Consider the following 16,141-nt stretch of genomic DNA (forward strand, 5'->3'; position numbering starts at 1 on the left):
GAGAGTGAAAGACATGCATCCAACACTTAAAGCTATGGTAACTACTGCTCCTTTATTAAAGGAAATACTCGGTGAAAATACGATTATTGCAGTAACAGACAAAGAAAATTATGTCTACTTTTCTCCTTCTAAAAGCTATGATATAGGAGTAAAGGCCGGAGATTTTGCCATGAAAGAAGAAAATCAGGCGCTTATAAAGGCAATAGCTGGAGAAAAAACAAATGAACATATTCCCAAAGAATATGTTGGTGTAGCTATACAAAGCTCCTCCTCTCCACTAACAGATGAACATGGTGAAATTATCGGAGCACTCATGATTAGTAAGACCTTACAAGAAGAGGAAGAAGTAGGAAATGAATTACTGGAGCTTCGCGGGATTATTAACAGTCTGCAAGGAAAAGTAGAACATGTCGCTACACAGGCTGAAAAGTTGTCCACAACAAGCGCCGATATTAACAATCAAGCCACTATTGCTACAGCAAATTCAGAGGAAATTAGTAAAGTTGTCCAATTGATTGAAAATATTTCCGCAGAAACAAATCTGTTAGGTTTGAATGCATCTATTGAAGCTGCTCGCTCGGGAGAAGCAGGTCTTGGTTTCGGTGTTGTAGCAGATGAAATACGCAAGCTTTCAGATGGTACGAAAGAAGCCGTGGGTACAATAGGGAAATCTCTATCCGAAATACAGGACAGCATCAGTAACCTTAAACATAGTATTGAAGAGATTTCCATTTCTACGGATGAGCAGTCCACTGTGATGACCGAATTCACCGAGGATATTAGCAAACTTGATAAACAAAGTGAAGAAATTACGCAGTATGTAAAAGAAATTATGTAATAGATATTTTACTAGATTAACTAGAAACAAATCTCTGAAGTGCAAAAAAAACTATTGTAAAAAAAGATTCCCATTATCAATTAAAAATGATAACGGGAATCTTTTTTAGGTTTTCGTGGAGTTTACAGAGTGGGTTGTTCCCTGAAATTTTAAACTGCTCGACTAATATGGAAGTTTAATTGTTATTTGAATAGGCGCATTATAAAATTCTGATTTTAATAAAATTTAATACGTTAAGTTCTTGACAGAGTAGTTAAGATAGTGATACTATTCAAAACGTAATCATTACGATTTAAAAAAGAGAATGGGAGAGGGAAAATGAAAAAATTACTTACTAGTTTATCAATCTTATTGTTTATTAGTTTCTACTTAACAGCATGTCAAAGTACGGAAGATGATGCAGTGGATGCAACACAGAAAGAAGAACAAGAAGTACATAAAGATAAGAAACATGATCATGAGAAAGATGAAGAAGAAAATTTGGAAGCACCAGAAGGTATTGAAATCGAAGGAGTTGCTGACCACTACCATACGGGAGATAAAGTGGAGCTGACTGCAGTATTGAAAGAAGGTTCGGATTTTGATCATTGGCACTGGTATAGTAGAGAAAGTGAAAACGAGGAATGGGAAGTTATTACAGGTCAAGAGTCGGAAAAGTTCACAGGTGAAGCAACAGTAGATGGTTTAGAAATTAAAGCAGTTTTATTCAATGATGACCACGAACCTAGTGTCCAATCCGCACCAGTTGAAGTTGTCATTGATGATCATCATGGTCATGATGAAGAAAGTCAACAAATATATAAAGGTTATTTTGAAGATAGTCAAGTAGAAGATCGTGAATTATCTGATTGGGAAGGAGATTGGCAATCGGTTTACCCATATCTTTTATCTGGAGATTTAGATGAAGTGTTTGAACATAAAGCAGAGGATGGAGATATGACGCAGGAAGAATACAAGGAGTACTACACCATTGGATATGAAACCGATGTAGAGCGAATCATTATTGAGGATGGCCATGTGACATTTTTCGAAAATGGGGATGAATATTCCGGTGAGTACAAATCAGATGGTTACGAAATTCTCACCTATGAAGCAGGTAATAGAGGTGTTCGATTTATATTTGAATTAGTTGATGGCTCAGATGAAATGCCACAGTACATTCAATTTAGTGACCATGATATATTCCCAGTCGACTCACACCATTTTCATTTATATTGGGGAGATGATCGTGAAGCACTTCTAGAGGAAGTTACAAATTGGCCAACGTATTATCCTTCTGACTTAGACAAGGATGGGATTGTTCGTGAAATGCTAGCACATTAATTATTTAATTGGTGTGGTATTGCTCAGAAAACCTCTAATTGAAGGTTTAGAAAACAACTGAATTTAAAGAAGAAGGTATTTTTTTAACTTATAAATCGTAATAATTACGTATTACGCAACATTAGGAGAATGAATAATGAAGAGAAATTGGCTAGTCATCATTTTATTTAGTTTAATCTTGAGTGTCACTCTTTTGGGATGTAATCAAAACGAAGATGAAAGCACTACGAATGGCGAGTTATCTGTTGTAACATCATTTTATCCTATGTATGAATTTACTCAACAAGTAGCAGGGGACCGAGCAGATGTATCATTAATGGTCTCTGCGGGAGAAGATGCCCATCATTATGAACCAAGTGCACAAGACGTAGCAGGTGTTAGTAAAGCAGATGTCTTTGTATATAGCAGCGAAGAAATGGAACATTGGGTGGAGAGTTTATTAAACACAGTAGAAAATGATAACCTTGTGATCGCACGTACTGCTGATGGTGTGGATTTAGTTGATACTGAAAGTTCAGATCATGCACATGCGGGAGAGCAAAATCAAGAATCTAATGCAAATATGACCATTCAAGGTGTTGCGGACCATTATCATACTGGTGACATGATCGAGTTAACAGCCGAACTTGATGAGGAGGCAGAATATGATCACTGGCACTGGTATAGAAAGGAACATGCTGATGCGGAATGGGAAACTATTCCGAACCAGGGGGGAGCTGAATTCGAATATGAGGCTTCGGGAGAAAGTTTTGAGCTCCGAGCAGTTCTTTTCGATGACTCCCATAATGAATATGCAGCATCAGAATCAATAGAAATTGTGATTGATGATCATCAAGGTCATCATCACGGAGATGACGAAGAAGACACACATGGTTACGACCAAGCTGATAGTGAAGAATCTAGTCAAGGTAATGAACATGAAAGTGTTCAATCGGTTGAAATTGTTGGATTGGCGGATCACTATCATACAGGAGATGTTGTGACACTTGAAGCAGAGCTTCCAGAAGATGTGAACTATGATCATTGGCATTGGTATATACGTGAAAATAAAGCTGAGGAATGGGAAGCATTATCTGATCAAGGAACGAGTCACTTTGAGTATAAAACAACAGGAGAAAGCTTTGAAGTCCGAGCGCTCCTTTTTGATGGAGATCATAATACGTATGCGGAATCGGAGCCAGTGTCCATTATTATTGATGACCATGAGTCCCACGATCCACATATTTGGTTAGATCCAGTATTGGCACAAGAGCAAGTTAATATCATTCGTGATGCGTTAATTGAAGCAGATCCAGATGGAAAAGAAATGTATGAAAAAAATGCAGAAGCTTTTAATGAAGAGCTGCAAACATTAGATCAAGAATATCAAGATGTGCTTAAGGATGTTGAAAATCGGGCCTTTGTAGTGCAACACCAAGCGTTTGGATACCTTGCGCAGCGGTATGATTTAGAGCAAATCGCGATTGGTGGATTATCCACAGAAGTAGAGCCAAGTCCATCGCGAATTGGTGAAATCGCAGACCTAGTGGAGGAACATAATGTCCCAGTAATTTATTATCAACAGGGAGCCAATTCAGCAATTGCCGAAACTGTTGCTACTGAAACAGAGACAGAGACTGCAGCTTTATATGACTTAGAAGTATTGTCGCAAGAATTACAAGCTGAGGACTTAGGGTATGTGGAGGCAATGCGTCAGAACTTAAAATCTTTACAGTTAAGTATTAAATAACTGAAAAACTAAGATCTTATTGTGGATAAAGTGAAACTTCAATCAGTGGGGGGGTTCGTTCTTCCCCTACTGATTGTTAGTTGAACGAATCGGGGTGTTAGCGTCCGTTTACTCCCACTTAAACATCACGGTTTCACTTCATGTTTTGAGTGGGAGTCTTACGGACGGTTGCTCCGGGATAAAATGAAAATAAGTAAAGAAAGGTCGCTTAATGGTGCATTATATTGAAGTGAAAAATCTTGCCTTTCAGTATGAAGAAGAACCAATATTAGAGAATATTTCATTTGAAGTGGATGCGTCAGACTTTGTGATGTTAACGGGAGAAAATGGCGCAGCAAAGACGACACTACTGCGCAATATTCTAGGCTTACTTAAACCATCTAAAGGAAGTGTCCAAATTTCACCTAAAAACCATTTTGGGGAAAGGTTAGTTATCGGATATGTTTCCCAGCAAGTTGCATCTTTTAACGCTGGGTTTCCGAGTACAGTGCTGGAACTCGTCCAATCCGGTCGTTATCAAAGAGGTAAATGGTTTAAAAAACTAGATAAAGATGACAGGGAGCATGTTCGACGCTCCCTTGATTCAGTTGGAATGTGGGAGATGCGCCATAGAAAAATAGGGGAGTTATCTGGTGGGCAAAAGCAAAGAATTTCTCTTGCGCGTGTGTTTGTAACAGACCCTGATTTATTCGTATTGGATGAACCTACAACAGGAATGGATACAAATTCTCGTGAAGAATTTTATAAATTACTAAAGCATAATAGTAGTGAACATGGGAAGGGAATTTTAATGGTTACCCACGACCACCAAGAGATTCGACATTATGCTGACAAGCATATTGAGCTAGTGAGGAAGGAGGACTCACCTTGGAGATGTTTTTCCATGGATTCATGCAAAGAGCTTTCCAAGCCTCATTCTTAATATCATTAATTGCACCCATGTTAGGGTTGTTTTTAATTTTACGTAGACAGTCTTTGATGGCAGATACCTTATCACATGTTTCCTTAGCTGGTGTGGCACTAGGCTTGTTAATTGGTGTCAATCCGACTTTTACCAATATTATACTGGTGTCGGTGATTGCCATAGTGTTAGAATATTTGCGTGTAGTGTATCGCACGTATTCGGAAATTTCTATAGCAATTCTAATGTCGGCCGGGATGGCACTAGCATTAGTTCTGATGGGATTAAATGACGGTGGCGCAACTTTAAGTATGAACCAATTTTTATTTGGCTCCATTGTCACTATTAGTGAACAGCAAGTATGGATGTTATTTGTCCTAACAATTATAATTGGTCTCTTATATTTAATTTTTCGGAAACCATTGTATATCTTAACATTTGATGAAGAAACAGCCTTCACAGCCGGTTTACCGATTAAAACGATGTCTGTGTTGTTTAATATCTTAACAGGGGTCACGATTGCGGTGACTATGCCTATCGTGGGAGCCTTACTGGTTTCAGCAATTATTGTTCTACCTGCAGCTATCTCGATGCGTTTAAGTAATCGTTTTAATGGGGTAATTTTAATCGGAACAGTGCTTGCTTTAATAGGGATGTTTAGTGGTCTAGTCGTTTCTTATAAAGTAGGTACACCGCCAGGAGCTTCTATTACATTAATCCTACTTATCGTTTTTGTTGTAACTACACTTGTGAAAAAAATTTCACACTACATAAAAATAGAGAGGCTATTTAAAAGAAACAATATTTTATGAGCACAGATTAATTAGCGTTCTAAAAGATTACGCTGCAGGTCGTTTTTTGCCAAATGAGTGGAAGATGTAAAAAAGAGGCCATCACACTAGTTGAGTGTAAACTGTAAATATAGAGTGATAGTAAAATAAGGCTCGTGAAAGCGAACAATGGACTTTTAATCAAAGTTATTGTTCGCTTTTGGTTGACTTAGAGCAAATGACCTAGTATGATAAGAATGAATTTAATAGAGATGCGTATAATTTCGGGAATAGGGCCCAAAGTTTCTACCGGATCACCGTAAATGATCTGACTACGCAGAAAAGCAATCGTTTGGGGGCGGGATAAAACTCGCTTATCTACACGTTCGTCTTTTCTGCTAGAGGAAACGCGCCTGGTCATGGATCATGCGCGTTTTTCTATTCCTAAATATGAATGATGTAAAGAGGAGGAAGAGGCGTGAAAAAGTATTTTCGCTTTGAAGAATTAGGAACAAATTATAGAACAGAGTTTATGGCTGGATTAACCACTTTCCTAGCTATGGCTTATATCTTATTTGTAAATCCATCGACGCTATCATTAGAAGGAGTCGATCAGTTACCGGATGGGGTAACAAGAATGGACCAAGGGGCTATTTTTGCAGCAACAGCAATTGCGGCTGCTGTTGGTACATTGTTTATGGGAATCATAGCGAGATATCCTATCGCTTTAGCACCAGGAATGGGCTTAAATGCATTCTTCGCGTACACGGTTGTATTAGGATATGGAATCCCTTGGGAAACAGCTCTTGCAGGGGTTTTAGCTTCAGGACTTATTTTTATTGTACTAACGTTAACAGGGATAAGAGAGAAAATCATTAATGCCATCCCAGCAAATTTAAAAATGGCTGTGGGAGCGGGGATAGGATTATTTATCGCGTTTGTTGGTTTTCAAAATGCAAACATTATTGTCGGCGATGATGCGACCCTGTTAGCGCTTGGAGATCTGACTTCTCCAACCGTGATGCTTGCTGTGTTCGGTGTTATTATTTCCGTGATTTTATTAACTTTAGGATTTAAAGGCGGTATTTTTTATGGAATGGTGATTACTGCCATTGTCGGTATGATCTTTGGACTAATTTCTCCACCACAAGGGCTAGGAGGAGTTGTTGGCGAAGTACCGAGTCTTGCGCCAACTTTTGGACAAGCCTTTTCGCATTTTGGAGAGATTTTTACGATTGAAATGCTTGTAGTTATTCTAACTTTTCTATTCGTTGATTTCTTTGATACGGCGGGAACCCTTGTTGCAGTGGCTACTCAGGCCGGATTGATGAAGGATAATAAGCTACCTCGTGCTGGTAAAGCGTTGTTTGCTGATTCAGCTGCAACAGTTGTCGGGGCTTCACTTGGTACATCAACGACTACATCTTATGTAGAATCTACTGCTGGTGTAGGTGCTGGGGGGCGATCTGGATTTACTGCTGTAGTAGCGGCTGGGTTCTTCCTTTTGGCATTGTTCTTTTCACCGCTATTAAGTATTGTAACATCGGAAGTAACTGCACCTGCTTTAATCATTGTTGGTGTATTAATGGCATCTTCATTAAAAAGTATTGATTGGGATCAGTTTGAAATTGCTGTACCTGCCTTTTTAACTGTCGTCACAATGCCACTGACATACAGCATTGCCACGGGTATTGCGATTGGATTTATCTTCTATCCGATAACCATGTTATTAAAAGGACGTGCTAAAGAGATACACCCTATTATGTATTTGCTGTTCGTCATTTTCATCATGTACTTTATTTTCTTGAATTAGTTACGAAATAGCTGCAAAAGAAAAAATTCACATTCGCTATACAACTAGCGAATGTGAATTTTTTTACGCTCTCTTATTGATCACGTTGATGCACGTATGCTTCTTTGCCAAATGGAAGCAGGTGATAAAGTGTAATGAGTATTGTTCCCGTTGTGGCAAGGATACCCATTCCATAGTATAAGGTTTCACCGCCAAGGGAATCGATAATAGATCCTCCCACCAGTGAACCGATAATCCCTGATACCCCAAAGAAAGTGGCAAAAAACACAAGGTGTCCTGTTGATTGCAATAGTTTTGGAATCAATCGGGAAACATAATTGAATGCTGCTAAATAGAAAACCCCAAAGGTTAAACCATGCATGAATTGTAGCCCAATAATATGGATCGGGTTATCAACGGAAGCGTAAATAAACCACCTTACACTGTAAATGGCACCCGCAATAATGATAAACACAAGCGGATGGTATTTACGAAACCAAAAGCCCGCTGTTGCAAAGACAAGAGCCTCTGTAAGAACTCCAGTAAACCAGGCAAACCCAACGAGTCCTTCACTTCCACCAAGCTGCGAAATATAAAGGCCGATATAACTATCATTCGCCCGGTGTGTAATCGTTAGAAACATAATAAGTAACAAGAAAATAACAAAGGACTTATTTTTAATAATAGCACTAACGTCTCTTAACTGAACCGGTTCGGAATCAACTTTTACATCCGTCAACCCAAAGGACACGACTAAAGCAAGCACTCCGAAGCATAGAAATGGGATGATCATGTATTCTATTCCCACTCTTGTAAGTACTTCGCCAATAATCAGAGAAGAAGTAGCAAAGCCAACTGAACCCCACCAGCGAATTGCACCGAAAGAAACGCCAAAATGCTCTGCGCGACGTTGAGCTAGGCTGTCTCCTAAAGCTCCAATCGGGGTAACAAAGAAATAGAAAATGGCCCCCATAAGAATAATTGCGAGTAATGTGTTCATCTGGAAAAAGATAACGCTAGTTACAAGCAGCCCCACGATACAAATTTGAATAATCCGTTTGACTGTTTTGTATTTATCACTCATATACCCCCAAAAGGGCTGCGCGAAGATAGATGCAAGTGGCCCCACTGCGAGCACCCAACCAATTTCAGTACCATTTAGCCCTTTATATTTTAAATACAAGGGCAAGTAACTCAGAATAATCGTATTTGTAGCATGAAAACTAAACAAAAGCATTTTTAAAGGTGTTAGAGAATCACGACTGAACAAGAAATCCGCTCCTAATCTATGAATATATAAAGTGAAACTTCAATCAGTGGGGGTTTTGTTCTTCCCACACTGATTGTTAGTCTTACGGACGGTTGTACCGAGATAAAGGCTATTATACTATTATCACGTGAAGAGCGATAGAGTATTTAGGTAATAAGCTTGTCCCATCTCCGGAATTTACGAGTACCTGTACCTAGATTAGCTAAGCTCGATTAATCCCAAGTCTTTTCAATGAATTCATCTCTGCCGGATTTTGCTCGATCTTCCTTATATTCTTGCTCATTCTTTTTATAAAAATCCTGGTGATATTCCTCTGCAGGGTAGAATGTTGCGGCAGGAAGGATCTCGGTTACAATCGGTTTTTTAAAGCGACCGCTCTGTGCAAGTTCTTCTTTGGATAGCGCTGCTTCTTTTTGCTGCTCTTCATCACTGTAAAAGATGGCAGCACGATAGGAATCTCCACGATCTTGGAACTGTCCACCATCATCGGTAGGGTCAATCTGGCGCCAATATAATTCTAGTATTTCGCTGTAGGAGATCACATCAGGATTGTAGGTGATTTCCACAGCTTCATAGTGACCTGTGTCGCCAGCTTTAACCTGTTCGTAAGTTGGATTCTCGACATGGCCACCTGTATAGCCTGAGATCACTTGCTTTACGCCATCCCACTGGTCGAAGGGCTTCACCATACACCAAAAACATCCACCTGCAAAAATAGCTTTCTTGTATTGAGTCATGTTACATTCCTCCAGTTCGTCTATGTTATACTCTAATAAATTATTATTTCCTCGTAGAATAAAGATACTATACCATAGATAAAGCGGGTGACATAATGGAGGAACCTTATGTACATAAAATATTTATTAGGGATAAGCACAGGTTTGCGCCACATCCTGAGATAAAGACCTTTGTTGGGAAAACAGGGTTGGACGGAAATAAAGTAACAGATAATCCAGACAAGGCTATTTTTTGCTACCCAATCCAGCATTACACCTATTGGAATGACATATTAGATCCACCGTTCTCCGGCTTTGGAGAGTTGGGAGAAGACATGGCCGTATTGGAAATGGGAGAACAATCTGTTTGCATCGGTGATAGCTATGCTGTTGGCGACACGGTACTTCAAGTATCACAACCTAAGTCGGACACGCGCTTCCTGGATAAAGAAATGGCTATGAAAATGCTGAAAACCGGAAAAACAGGTTGGTATTTCCGAGTTTTAAAAGAAGGAAATATGCAAGCTGGCTCTGACTTAACATTGCTTGAACGTCCTTATCCGAACTGGACAATTGCTGCGTGTAATGAAGTAATGCATTTACAGAAGGGGAACTTGCGGCTTGCGGCTGATTTAGTGGCATGCCAAGCCTTAGGAAACAGCTGGAAAAATATATTAAGTAAACGTGTTGGTCACATTATCTAAATCGCAAAAAAATATAGCATACTTATAGATGTTCACTAAATGAACACCCCGAATAGGGTGTTCATCTTCCAAAGTCTTCTTATTCATCCTCCAATAATCTGACATTTACTCTTCGTTTATTGCTTGTTTCAGAAATAAGTCGGTGTAACCGAATATATACGAGACCATTGCGATAGGTTGCGGTTATTTTATCGGAACGTACTGGAAAAGGCAGTGAAATTTGCCGTTCAAAGGCACCCTGCAGAATTTCTTCCTTTATAACTTGACCGCCACCAAACTCAAGATCAATGACACCTTTTAGCTCTAGCGTAGCCATGTCAGCATAAATATCAATCTTCTCCAAATCATGTAACCCAGGAATATTTAAGACACAGAAAAGCTCATGCTCTGTTTGATAAAGGTTAATTTGTGGAATGTTAGGTTTAATGATACCTTCAAATTCGTCCCAAAAATTATCACCAAAAAATTGATCCATGTTTTTTTTCCAATCACCCATCTGTTTAAAAGGATCCATTATTTCACCTCAACATACACTTTTTCTGTATCATATGCCCAGAATAAAATGGGGTGCAGATAAAGTGAAACTTCAACCAGTGGGGGGACCCACTGATTGTTAGTTGAACGAATCGGGGTGTTAGCGTCCGTTTACTCCCACTTAAACATTACTGTTTCACTTCATTTTTTGAAGTGGGAGTCTTACGGACGGTTGCACCGGGGTAAAAAGTGGTACTGAATTAACCTGATCATTTCATATCATCTAGAAATCATGTATTCTAGGAGGGTGATATTGAAATAGATATATTTTTGTTGTACATTAGGAAAGTTTAAAATTTCAGCAAGGAAGCAAAATCGACGCAGTTGAAATTTTAAGGTGCCAAGTATAAGAAAAACGTACACATTCTCTAAAGGACCAGCGAATGCGAGTTTTTCTAATAGGAACTTAGATTTAGGAGGTATTTATATTGTTAAATAATCCACTTATGATGGTCGCTATTATCTTAGTGATCAATATTGTGTATGTCTCGTTATCCACGATCAGGATGATCCTTACGCTTAAGGGAAGAAGATATATTGCTGCTTTTGTAAGTATGTTTGAAATTGTTATATATGTACTCGGTCTCGGACTAGTACTTGATAACTTAGATGCAATCCAGAATTTAATTGCCTATGCAATTGGTTTTGGGATCGGGGTAGTGGTCGGATCGAAAATCGAAGAAAAACTTGCCCTTGGTTACATTACAGTCAACGTCATTTCCTCGAATCCGGATATTGAATTTACCAGGAAACTACGGGACAAAGGCTACGGTGTCACGAGCTGGTTTGCCTATGGGATGGATGGCGACCGTCTATCTATGCAAATCCTAACACCAAGGAAATACGAATTACGTTTGTATGAGACCATTAAAGAAATTGATCCAAAAGCATTTATTATTGCTTATGAACCAAAGCAAATTCATGGTGGTTTCTGGGTGAAACAAGTACGAAAAAGTCGGCTGGCTAACCCTAAAAAAGCCGCCGAAGCAGCGAAAAAAGACGGGCCTATCGTACCACCAGTACAGGCCAAACCCACAGCACCTAAAAATACACCAAACAACAACGAGTGAGCCTAATACTGGCTCACTTTTTTTGTGACCTAACGTAGTGAGTTGATAGGAGAGCCAAACTGGTTGATAGGAAAGGCGAAGTGGTTGATAGAAGAGCCGCACTGATTGATAGAAGCGCCAAACTAGTTGATAGAAACTCCCCCTCTGCTGATACAAAGCCCTCACTACTTTCCCTTAGCCCAACCATCATGATGAACAAAAGCCCAGCTCGCAGAATAGGCTGATTGCATGCATGGAAAAGTTGAAGGAGGATGAACATGGCTTATTATCCGAATCAAGGAATTAATCCTGAGGAGTTACCAACACAATTTCCACCACAGCATCAACCACAACAGCCTGGTATTGAATCGTTGATGACTCCTAGGCCGATTATAGAAAATCCAGGGTACAGAGGGTCTGGCAAATTAGAGAATAAGGTAGCAATTATTACAGGTGGGGACAGTGGAATTGGCGCAGCAACTGCTATCGCTTTTGCCAAAGAAGGGGCAGATATTGTTATTGCCTATTATTATGCTTATGAAGATGGGGATGCCTATCGTACGAAACAACGAATTGAGGAGTTGGGCAGGACCTGTATACTTATCGTCGGGGATTTGCGAGAAGAGGATCATTGCAAGCATGTGGTGGAGGAGACAATGCGGTACTTCGGCAAGATTAACGTCCTTGTGAACAATCATGGAGTCCAATTTCCCCAACCAGGATTGGAAGATATAACGCGGGAACAGATGAAAGCAACTTTTGAAACGAACATTTATGCCTTCTTTTATTTAACAAAAGCAGCTCTTCCTTTTCTTGAAAGTGGCAGCGCAATAGTTAATACCTCCTCTATTACCTCATATGAGGGGCAAGAACAACTGATCGATTACTCTGCGACGAAAGGGGCAATTGTAGCCTTTACCCGTTCGCTTTCCCAAAATATTGTAGGGAAAGGAATCCGTGTAAATGCCGTAGCACCAGGGCCGATTTGGACGCCGCTCATTCCAGCGAGCTTCTCTGCTGAGTATATCGCAACTAAATTTGGCAAGGATGTACCAATGAAACGTGCCGGTCAGCCATTCGAGCTTGCTCCTGCGTATGTCTACTTAGCCTCTGATGATTCTTCCTATGTAACTGGCCAGGTGATCCACGTAAATGGCGGCGCACCAGTAAGTTCCTAGAAATTGCGGTGAAATAAGTAAATTGTATTAAAATAATAACTTCCTTAACATTCATTAATGCTCCTAGTTGCTTCTCAGTATTTTTGTATGAACACCAAACAGCTGATATCTTTTATTTTAACCAAAAACCGAACATTAACTAAAATTAACAAACTAATGTTCGAAAACTATATTGACACATCACGTAGGATTTTGTTATGCTAAATGCAACAATTAAATACGGAACCTCATATATTTCTGAAGATATGGTTTGGAAGTCTCTACCCGGCGCCGTAAATGCTGGACTATGAGGGGAGATGAATCGTTACAAGCGTAATGATCTGTTTTCATGTATCAAAGGGGTAAGTCTATTCATCTTCTCTCAAATCGAGGGATAAGAATGGACTTTTTTTATTTCATATAAGTCAGAGAAAGAGGGTTTTTTATATGGCAATGGTTGGTGTAATCATGGGAAGCATCTCAGACTGGGAAACATTAAAGCATACATGTGACGTGTTGGAGGAGCTACAAATTCCTTACGAAAAGGACGTAATATCTGCACATCGTTCGCCTGATGAAATGTTTCGTTATGCAAAAGAGGCACGGAATAAAGGGTTAAAGGTTATTATTGCAGGAGCTGGAGGAGCTGCTCACCTTCCGGGAATGGTTGCATCGCAAACGACACTTCCAGTAATCGGAATCCCTGTTGAATCGAAGGCCTTGAACGGATTGGATTCCTTACTTTCTATTGTCCAAATGCCTGGTGGTGTCCCAACTGCAACAGTAGCAATCGGGAAAGCTGGTGCGACGAATGCAGGTATTTTGGCAGCGCAAATTATTGGAACAGTTGATGACTATGTGGCTGCAAAGCTTGATACCTACCGGGAAAAAATGCATGATAAAGTATTGGAAATGAGGGATGAACTTGCAAAATATTAAACAGATCCTTCCACCCCAAACCATTGGAATAATCGGCGGCGGACAGCTGGGCAGAATGATGGCCATTGCGGCACGCTATATGGGATACCAAATTATCGTCCTTGATCCCAAACCAAATTGCCCTACTGCTCAGGTGGCAGATGAACAGATTACAGCGGCTTATGATGATATGGATGCAGTAAAGCTGCTTGCTGAAAAAGCAGATGTGATTACATATGAATTTGAAAATGTAGATTTAGAAGCGGCAGTTTATTTGCAAGAGCATGGGAAGCTTCCACAGGGTTCCTTGGCACTGGAAATCACTCAAAACCGCGAAAAAGAAAAACAAATGATGAGAGCAGCAGACTTGAATGTACCACCATTTGCCATCGTAACGGACGACGCCACTTGTAAAGCTGCTTTGGAGAACATTTCCTTACCAGCCGTGATAAAAACATGCAGTGGTGGCTATGATGGAAAAGGACAGCTAAAAATTAATACAACAGAGGACATCGACCAAGCGGCTGATTTTGCTACAAAACATGGGCATTGTATTATCGAACAATGGATAACATTTGATAAGGAAATTTCTGTTGTGTTTACTAGATCACAGTCTGGAGAAATGACGACATTCCCAATTGCGGAAAACGAACATCGTGACCATATTTTATATAAAACAACTGTTCCAGCAAGGGTTAATGAGACAGTTGAAAAAAAGGCGTATGAGGCAGTAACCGCATTGGCAGAAAAAATGGAGATTGTCGGTACCTTTGCAGTCGAGATGTTTGTTAAGGAAAATGCCATTTATTTAAATGAGATGGCGCCACGTCCACATAACTCAGGGCATTATACAATTGAAGCATGCACGATTTCACAGTTCGGCCAGCATATTCGAGCAATTTGTGGATTGCCACTTGCACCGGTTAGCTTGCACCGGCCGGCAGTGATGGTTAATATTCTTGGTGAGGAACTGGATCAGATCCAGCAGGCGATGACCCGATGTGGGGCTGGCTTTGTTCATTTATATGGAAAAGACGAAGCCAAAACGAAGCGAAAAATGGGGCATGTCACCTTCATTGCAGAAACAATCGCAGAAATAGAAGAAACCTTACAACAATTTGAGGAGGCAAAACGATGATTGAACGTTACACCAGAGAAGAAATGGGTTCCATTTGGACAGAGGAAAATAAATTTAAGGCATGGCTTGAAGTAGAGATTCTTGCATGTGAAGCATGGAGTGAACTAGGTGTCATTCCAGCTGAGGATGTGAAGAAGCTGCGCGAAAATGCCTCTTTCGACATGGAGCGTATTTATGAAATTGAACAGGAGACAAGGCATGATGTGGTTGCCTTTACAAGAGCTGTATCGGAAACACTTGGCGAGGAACGGAAATGGGTCCATTATGGTCTAACCTCTACAGATGTGGTAGATACGGCGCTTTCCTATTTAATTAAACAAGCGAATGAAATTCTTCGCAAAGATTTAACAGCGTTTGTGGAGATTTTGAAAAACAAAGCATTGGAGCACAAGCATACCGTTATGATGGGGCGCACACATGGTGTACATGCTGAACCTACGACATTCGGATTGAAGCTAGCCCTATGGTATGAGGAGATGAAACGTAACCTAGAACGTTTTGAAGCAGCTGCTAAAGGAGTCGAGTTTGGAAAGCTTTCTGGAGCAGTAGGAACATACGCCAACATTGATCCTTTTGTGGAAACGTATGTATGCGAAAAACTGGGCCTTTCTCCAGCACCTGTTTCAACCCAAACATTGCAAAGGGACCGTCATGCCGCATACGTATCGGCACTAGCACTTGTGGCAACGTCCATTGAAAAATTCGCTACCGAAATACGTGGCTTACAAAAAACGGAAACCCGTGAAGTTGAGGAGTTCTTTGCCAAAGGACAAAAAGGTTCGTCTGCTATGCCTCATAAACGAAACCCAATTGGATCTGAGAATATGACAGGGATGGCACGCGTTATCCGTGGCTATATGATGACAGCCTATGAAAATGTATCGCTATGGCATGAACGTGATATCTCGCATTCTTCAGCAGAACGTGTCATTTTACCAGATGCAACAATTGCACTTAATTACATGCTGAATCGTTTTTCCAGGATTGTAAAGAACTTAACAGTATTTCCAGAGAACATGAAGCGGAATATAGATCGTACGTATGGCGTTATTTTCTCGCAGCGTGTGTTATTAACCCTAATCGATAAAGGTATGGCCAGAGAAGCTGCCTATGATATTGTGCAACCAAAGGCGATGCAAGCATGGGAGACTGCGACACCATTTAGACAGCTAATTGAGCAAGATGAGCAGATTACAAGTAGATTAAGTAATGAAGAAATCGATGAATGCTTCGACTACACGTATCACTTGAAAAATGTAGATCACATCTTTACCAAAATTGGCTTAACAAGAGGTGAATAGA

The 16,141-nt window shown here is 40.1% G+C and carries 15 protein-coding genes and 2 riboswitches; of the genes, 12 read left to right on the top strand and 3 right to left on the bottom strand.

Annotated elements, in window-relative coordinates; genetic code table 11:
- The first annotated feature begins 13 nt into the window (after window positions 1-13).
- From AC6CHS_RS15970 to AC6CHS_RS15995, 6 genes are all read left to right on the top strand, one after another.
- Window positions 14-838 (top strand): methyl-accepting chemotaxis protein, encoded by an 825-nt coding sequence (locus AC6CHS_RS15970; RefSeq protein WP_498237623.1) that lies wholly within the window; start codon window positions 14-16, stop codon window positions 836-838.
- Window positions 839-1,156: 318 nt separating this feature from the next.
- The gene (locus AC6CHS_RS15975) at window positions 1,157-2,161 is read left to right on the top strand and encodes a metal-binding protein ZinT (protein ID WP_498237625.1); all 1,005 of its coding nucleotides are present in this window, start codon (window positions 1,157-1,159) and stop codon (window positions 2,159-2,161) included.
- A 136-nt stretch (window positions 2,162-2,297) separates the two neighbouring features.
- Window positions 2,298-3,890, top strand: coding sequence for a metal ABC transporter solute-binding protein, Zn/Mn family (locus tag AC6CHS_RS15980; protein ID WP_498237627.1), 1,593 nt, complete (start codon window positions 2,298-2,300; stop codon window positions 3,888-3,890).
- 211 nt (window positions 3,891-4,101) lie between these two features.
- Complete coding sequence (locus AC6CHS_RS15985) at window positions 4,102-4,812, top strand: metal ABC transporter ATP-binding protein (RefSeq protein ID WP_498237629.1); 711 nt, start codon at window positions 4,102-4,104, stop codon at window positions 4,810-4,812.
- Entirely contained in the window at window positions 4,758-5,603 is an 846-nt protein-coding gene (locus AC6CHS_RS15990) for a metal ABC transporter permease (protein ID WP_498237630.1), read from the top strand. The genes AC6CHS_RS15985 and AC6CHS_RS15990 overlap by 55 nt, the downstream gene beginning before the upstream one ends.
- Window positions 5,604-5,815: 212 nt before the next feature.
- Window positions 5,816-5,916, top strand: a riboswitch (purine riboswitch).
- A gap of 123 nt (window positions 5,917-6,039) precedes the next feature.
- Window positions 6,040-7,374: an NCS2 family permease gene (locus AC6CHS_RS15995; RefSeq protein WP_498237632.1), complete on the top strand. Its 1,335-nt coding sequence runs from the start codon at window positions 6,040-6,042 to the stop codon at window positions 7,372-7,374.
- Between the two features lie 73 nt (window positions 7,375-7,447).
- Here the strand turns inward: AC6CHS_RS15995 and AC6CHS_RS16000 are convergent, their stop codons facing one another.
- Together AC6CHS_RS16000 and msrA are read right to left on the bottom strand one after the other, a co-directional pair.
- The gene (locus AC6CHS_RS16000; RefSeq protein ID WP_498237633.1) at window positions 7,448-8,623 is read right to left on the bottom strand and encodes an MFS transporter; all 1,176 of its coding nucleotides are present in this window, start codon (window positions 8,621-8,623) and stop codon (window positions 7,448-7,450) included.
- Window positions 8,624-8,835: 212 nt separating this feature from the next.
- Window positions 8,836-9,360, bottom strand: a complete 525-nt coding sequence (msrA, locus tag AC6CHS_RS16005) for a peptide-methionine (S)-S-oxide reductase MsrA (RefSeq protein WP_498237634.1) — start codon at window positions 9,358-9,360, stop codon at window positions 8,836-8,838.
- Between the two features lie 95 nt (window positions 9,361-9,455).
- On the opposite strand from msrA, the gene AC6CHS_RS16010 reads away from it, so the two are divergent.
- Window positions 9,456-10,043 carry an MOSC domain-containing protein gene (locus tag AC6CHS_RS16010; RefSeq protein ID WP_498237636.1) on the top strand — a complete coding sequence of 196 codons (588 nt, stop codon included), beginning with the start codon at window positions 9,456-9,458 and terminating at the stop codon, window positions 10,041-10,043.
- 79 nt (window positions 10,044-10,122) lie between these two features.
- On the opposite strand, the gene AC6CHS_RS16015 is transcribed toward AC6CHS_RS16010, so the two are convergent.
- Window positions 10,123-10,539: an Hsp20/alpha crystallin family protein gene (locus tag AC6CHS_RS16015; RefSeq protein WP_498237637.1), complete on the bottom strand. Its 417-nt coding sequence runs from the start codon at window positions 10,537-10,539 to the stop codon at window positions 10,123-10,125.
- Window positions 10,540-11,005: 466 nt separating this feature from the next.
- On the opposite strand from AC6CHS_RS16015, the gene AC6CHS_RS16020 reads away from it, so the two are divergent.
- The 5 genes from AC6CHS_RS16020 (at window position 11,006) to purB (ending at window position 16,140) form a co-directional block, all read left to right on the top strand.
- On the top strand, window positions 11,006-11,647 hold the full coding sequence (locus AC6CHS_RS16020) for a DUF2179 domain-containing protein (RefSeq protein WP_498237639.1): 642 nt from the start codon (window positions 11,006-11,008) through the stop codon (window positions 11,645-11,647).
- 257 nt (window positions 11,648-11,904) lie between these two features.
- Window positions 11,905-12,804, top strand: coding sequence for an SDR family oxidoreductase (locus AC6CHS_RS16025; protein ID WP_498237641.1), 900 nt, complete (start codon window positions 11,905-11,907; stop codon window positions 12,802-12,804).
- A 207-nt stretch (window positions 12,805-13,011) separates the two neighbouring features.
- A riboswitch (purine riboswitch) is annotated at window positions 13,012-13,111 on the top strand.
- Window positions 13,112-13,230: 119 nt separating this feature from the next.
- Complete coding sequence (purE, locus tag AC6CHS_RS16030) at window positions 13,231-13,722, top strand: 5-(carboxyamino)imidazole ribonucleotide mutase (RefSeq protein WP_036577255.1); 492 nt, start codon at window positions 13,231-13,233, stop codon at window positions 13,720-13,722.
- On the top strand, window positions 13,709-14,839 hold the full coding sequence (gene purK / locus AC6CHS_RS16035; protein WP_498237643.1) for a 5-(carboxyamino)imidazole ribonucleotide synthase: 1,131 nt from the start codon (window positions 13,709-13,711) through the stop codon (window positions 14,837-14,839). The genes purE and purK overlap by 14 nt, the downstream gene beginning before the upstream one ends.
- Window positions 14,836-16,140 carry an adenylosuccinate lyase gene (gene purB, locus AC6CHS_RS16040; RefSeq protein ID WP_498237645.1) on the top strand — a complete coding sequence of 435 codons (1,305 nt, stop codon included), beginning with the start codon at window positions 14,836-14,838 and terminating at the stop codon, window positions 16,138-16,140. Before purK ends, purB begins: the two co-directional genes overlap by 4 nt.
- Window position 16,141: the final 1 nt, after the last annotated feature.

It is taken from the genome of Oceanobacillus sp. GQ8, from assembly GCF_059758495.1.

Bases quoted from the DNA above. Each gene is read 5' to 3' on its own strand.
- AC6CHS_RS15980 (WP_498237627.1), top strand. From the start codon at position 2,298: ATGAAGAGAAATTGGCTAGTCATCATTTTATTTAGTTTAATCTTGAGT.
- AC6CHS_RS16025 (WP_498237641.1), top strand. From the start codon at position 11,905: ATGGCTTATTATCCGAATCAAGGAATTAATCCTGAGGAGTTACCAACA.
- AC6CHS_RS15985 (WP_498237629.1), top strand. From the start codon at position 4,102: ATGGTGCATTATATTGAAGTGAAAAATCTTGCCTTTCAGTATGAAGAA.
- AC6CHS_RS15970 (WP_498237623.1), top strand. From the start codon at position 14: ATGCATCCAACACTTAAAGCTATGGTAACTACTGCTCCTTTATTAAAG.
- purB (WP_498237645.1), top strand. From the start codon at position 14,836: ATGATTGAACGTTACACCAGAGAAGAAATGGGTTCCATTTGGACAGAG.
- msrA (WP_498237634.1), bottom strand. From the start codon at position 9,360: ATGACTCAATACAAGAAAGCTATTTTTGCAGGTGGATGTTTTTGGTGT.
- purE (WP_036577255.1), top strand. From the start codon at position 13,231: ATGGCAATGGTTGGTGTAATCATGGGAAGCATCTCAGACTGGGAAACA.
- AC6CHS_RS16010 (WP_498237636.1), top strand. From the start codon at position 9,456: ATGGAGGAACCTTATGTACATAAAATATTTATTAGGGATAAGCACAGG.
- AC6CHS_RS15975 (WP_498237625.1), top strand. From the start codon at position 1,157: ATGAAAAAATTACTTACTAGTTTATCAATCTTATTGTTTATTAGTTTC.
- AC6CHS_RS16015 (WP_498237637.1), bottom strand. From the start codon at position 10,539: ATGGGTGATTGGAAAAAAAACATGGATCAATTTTTTGGTGATAATTTT.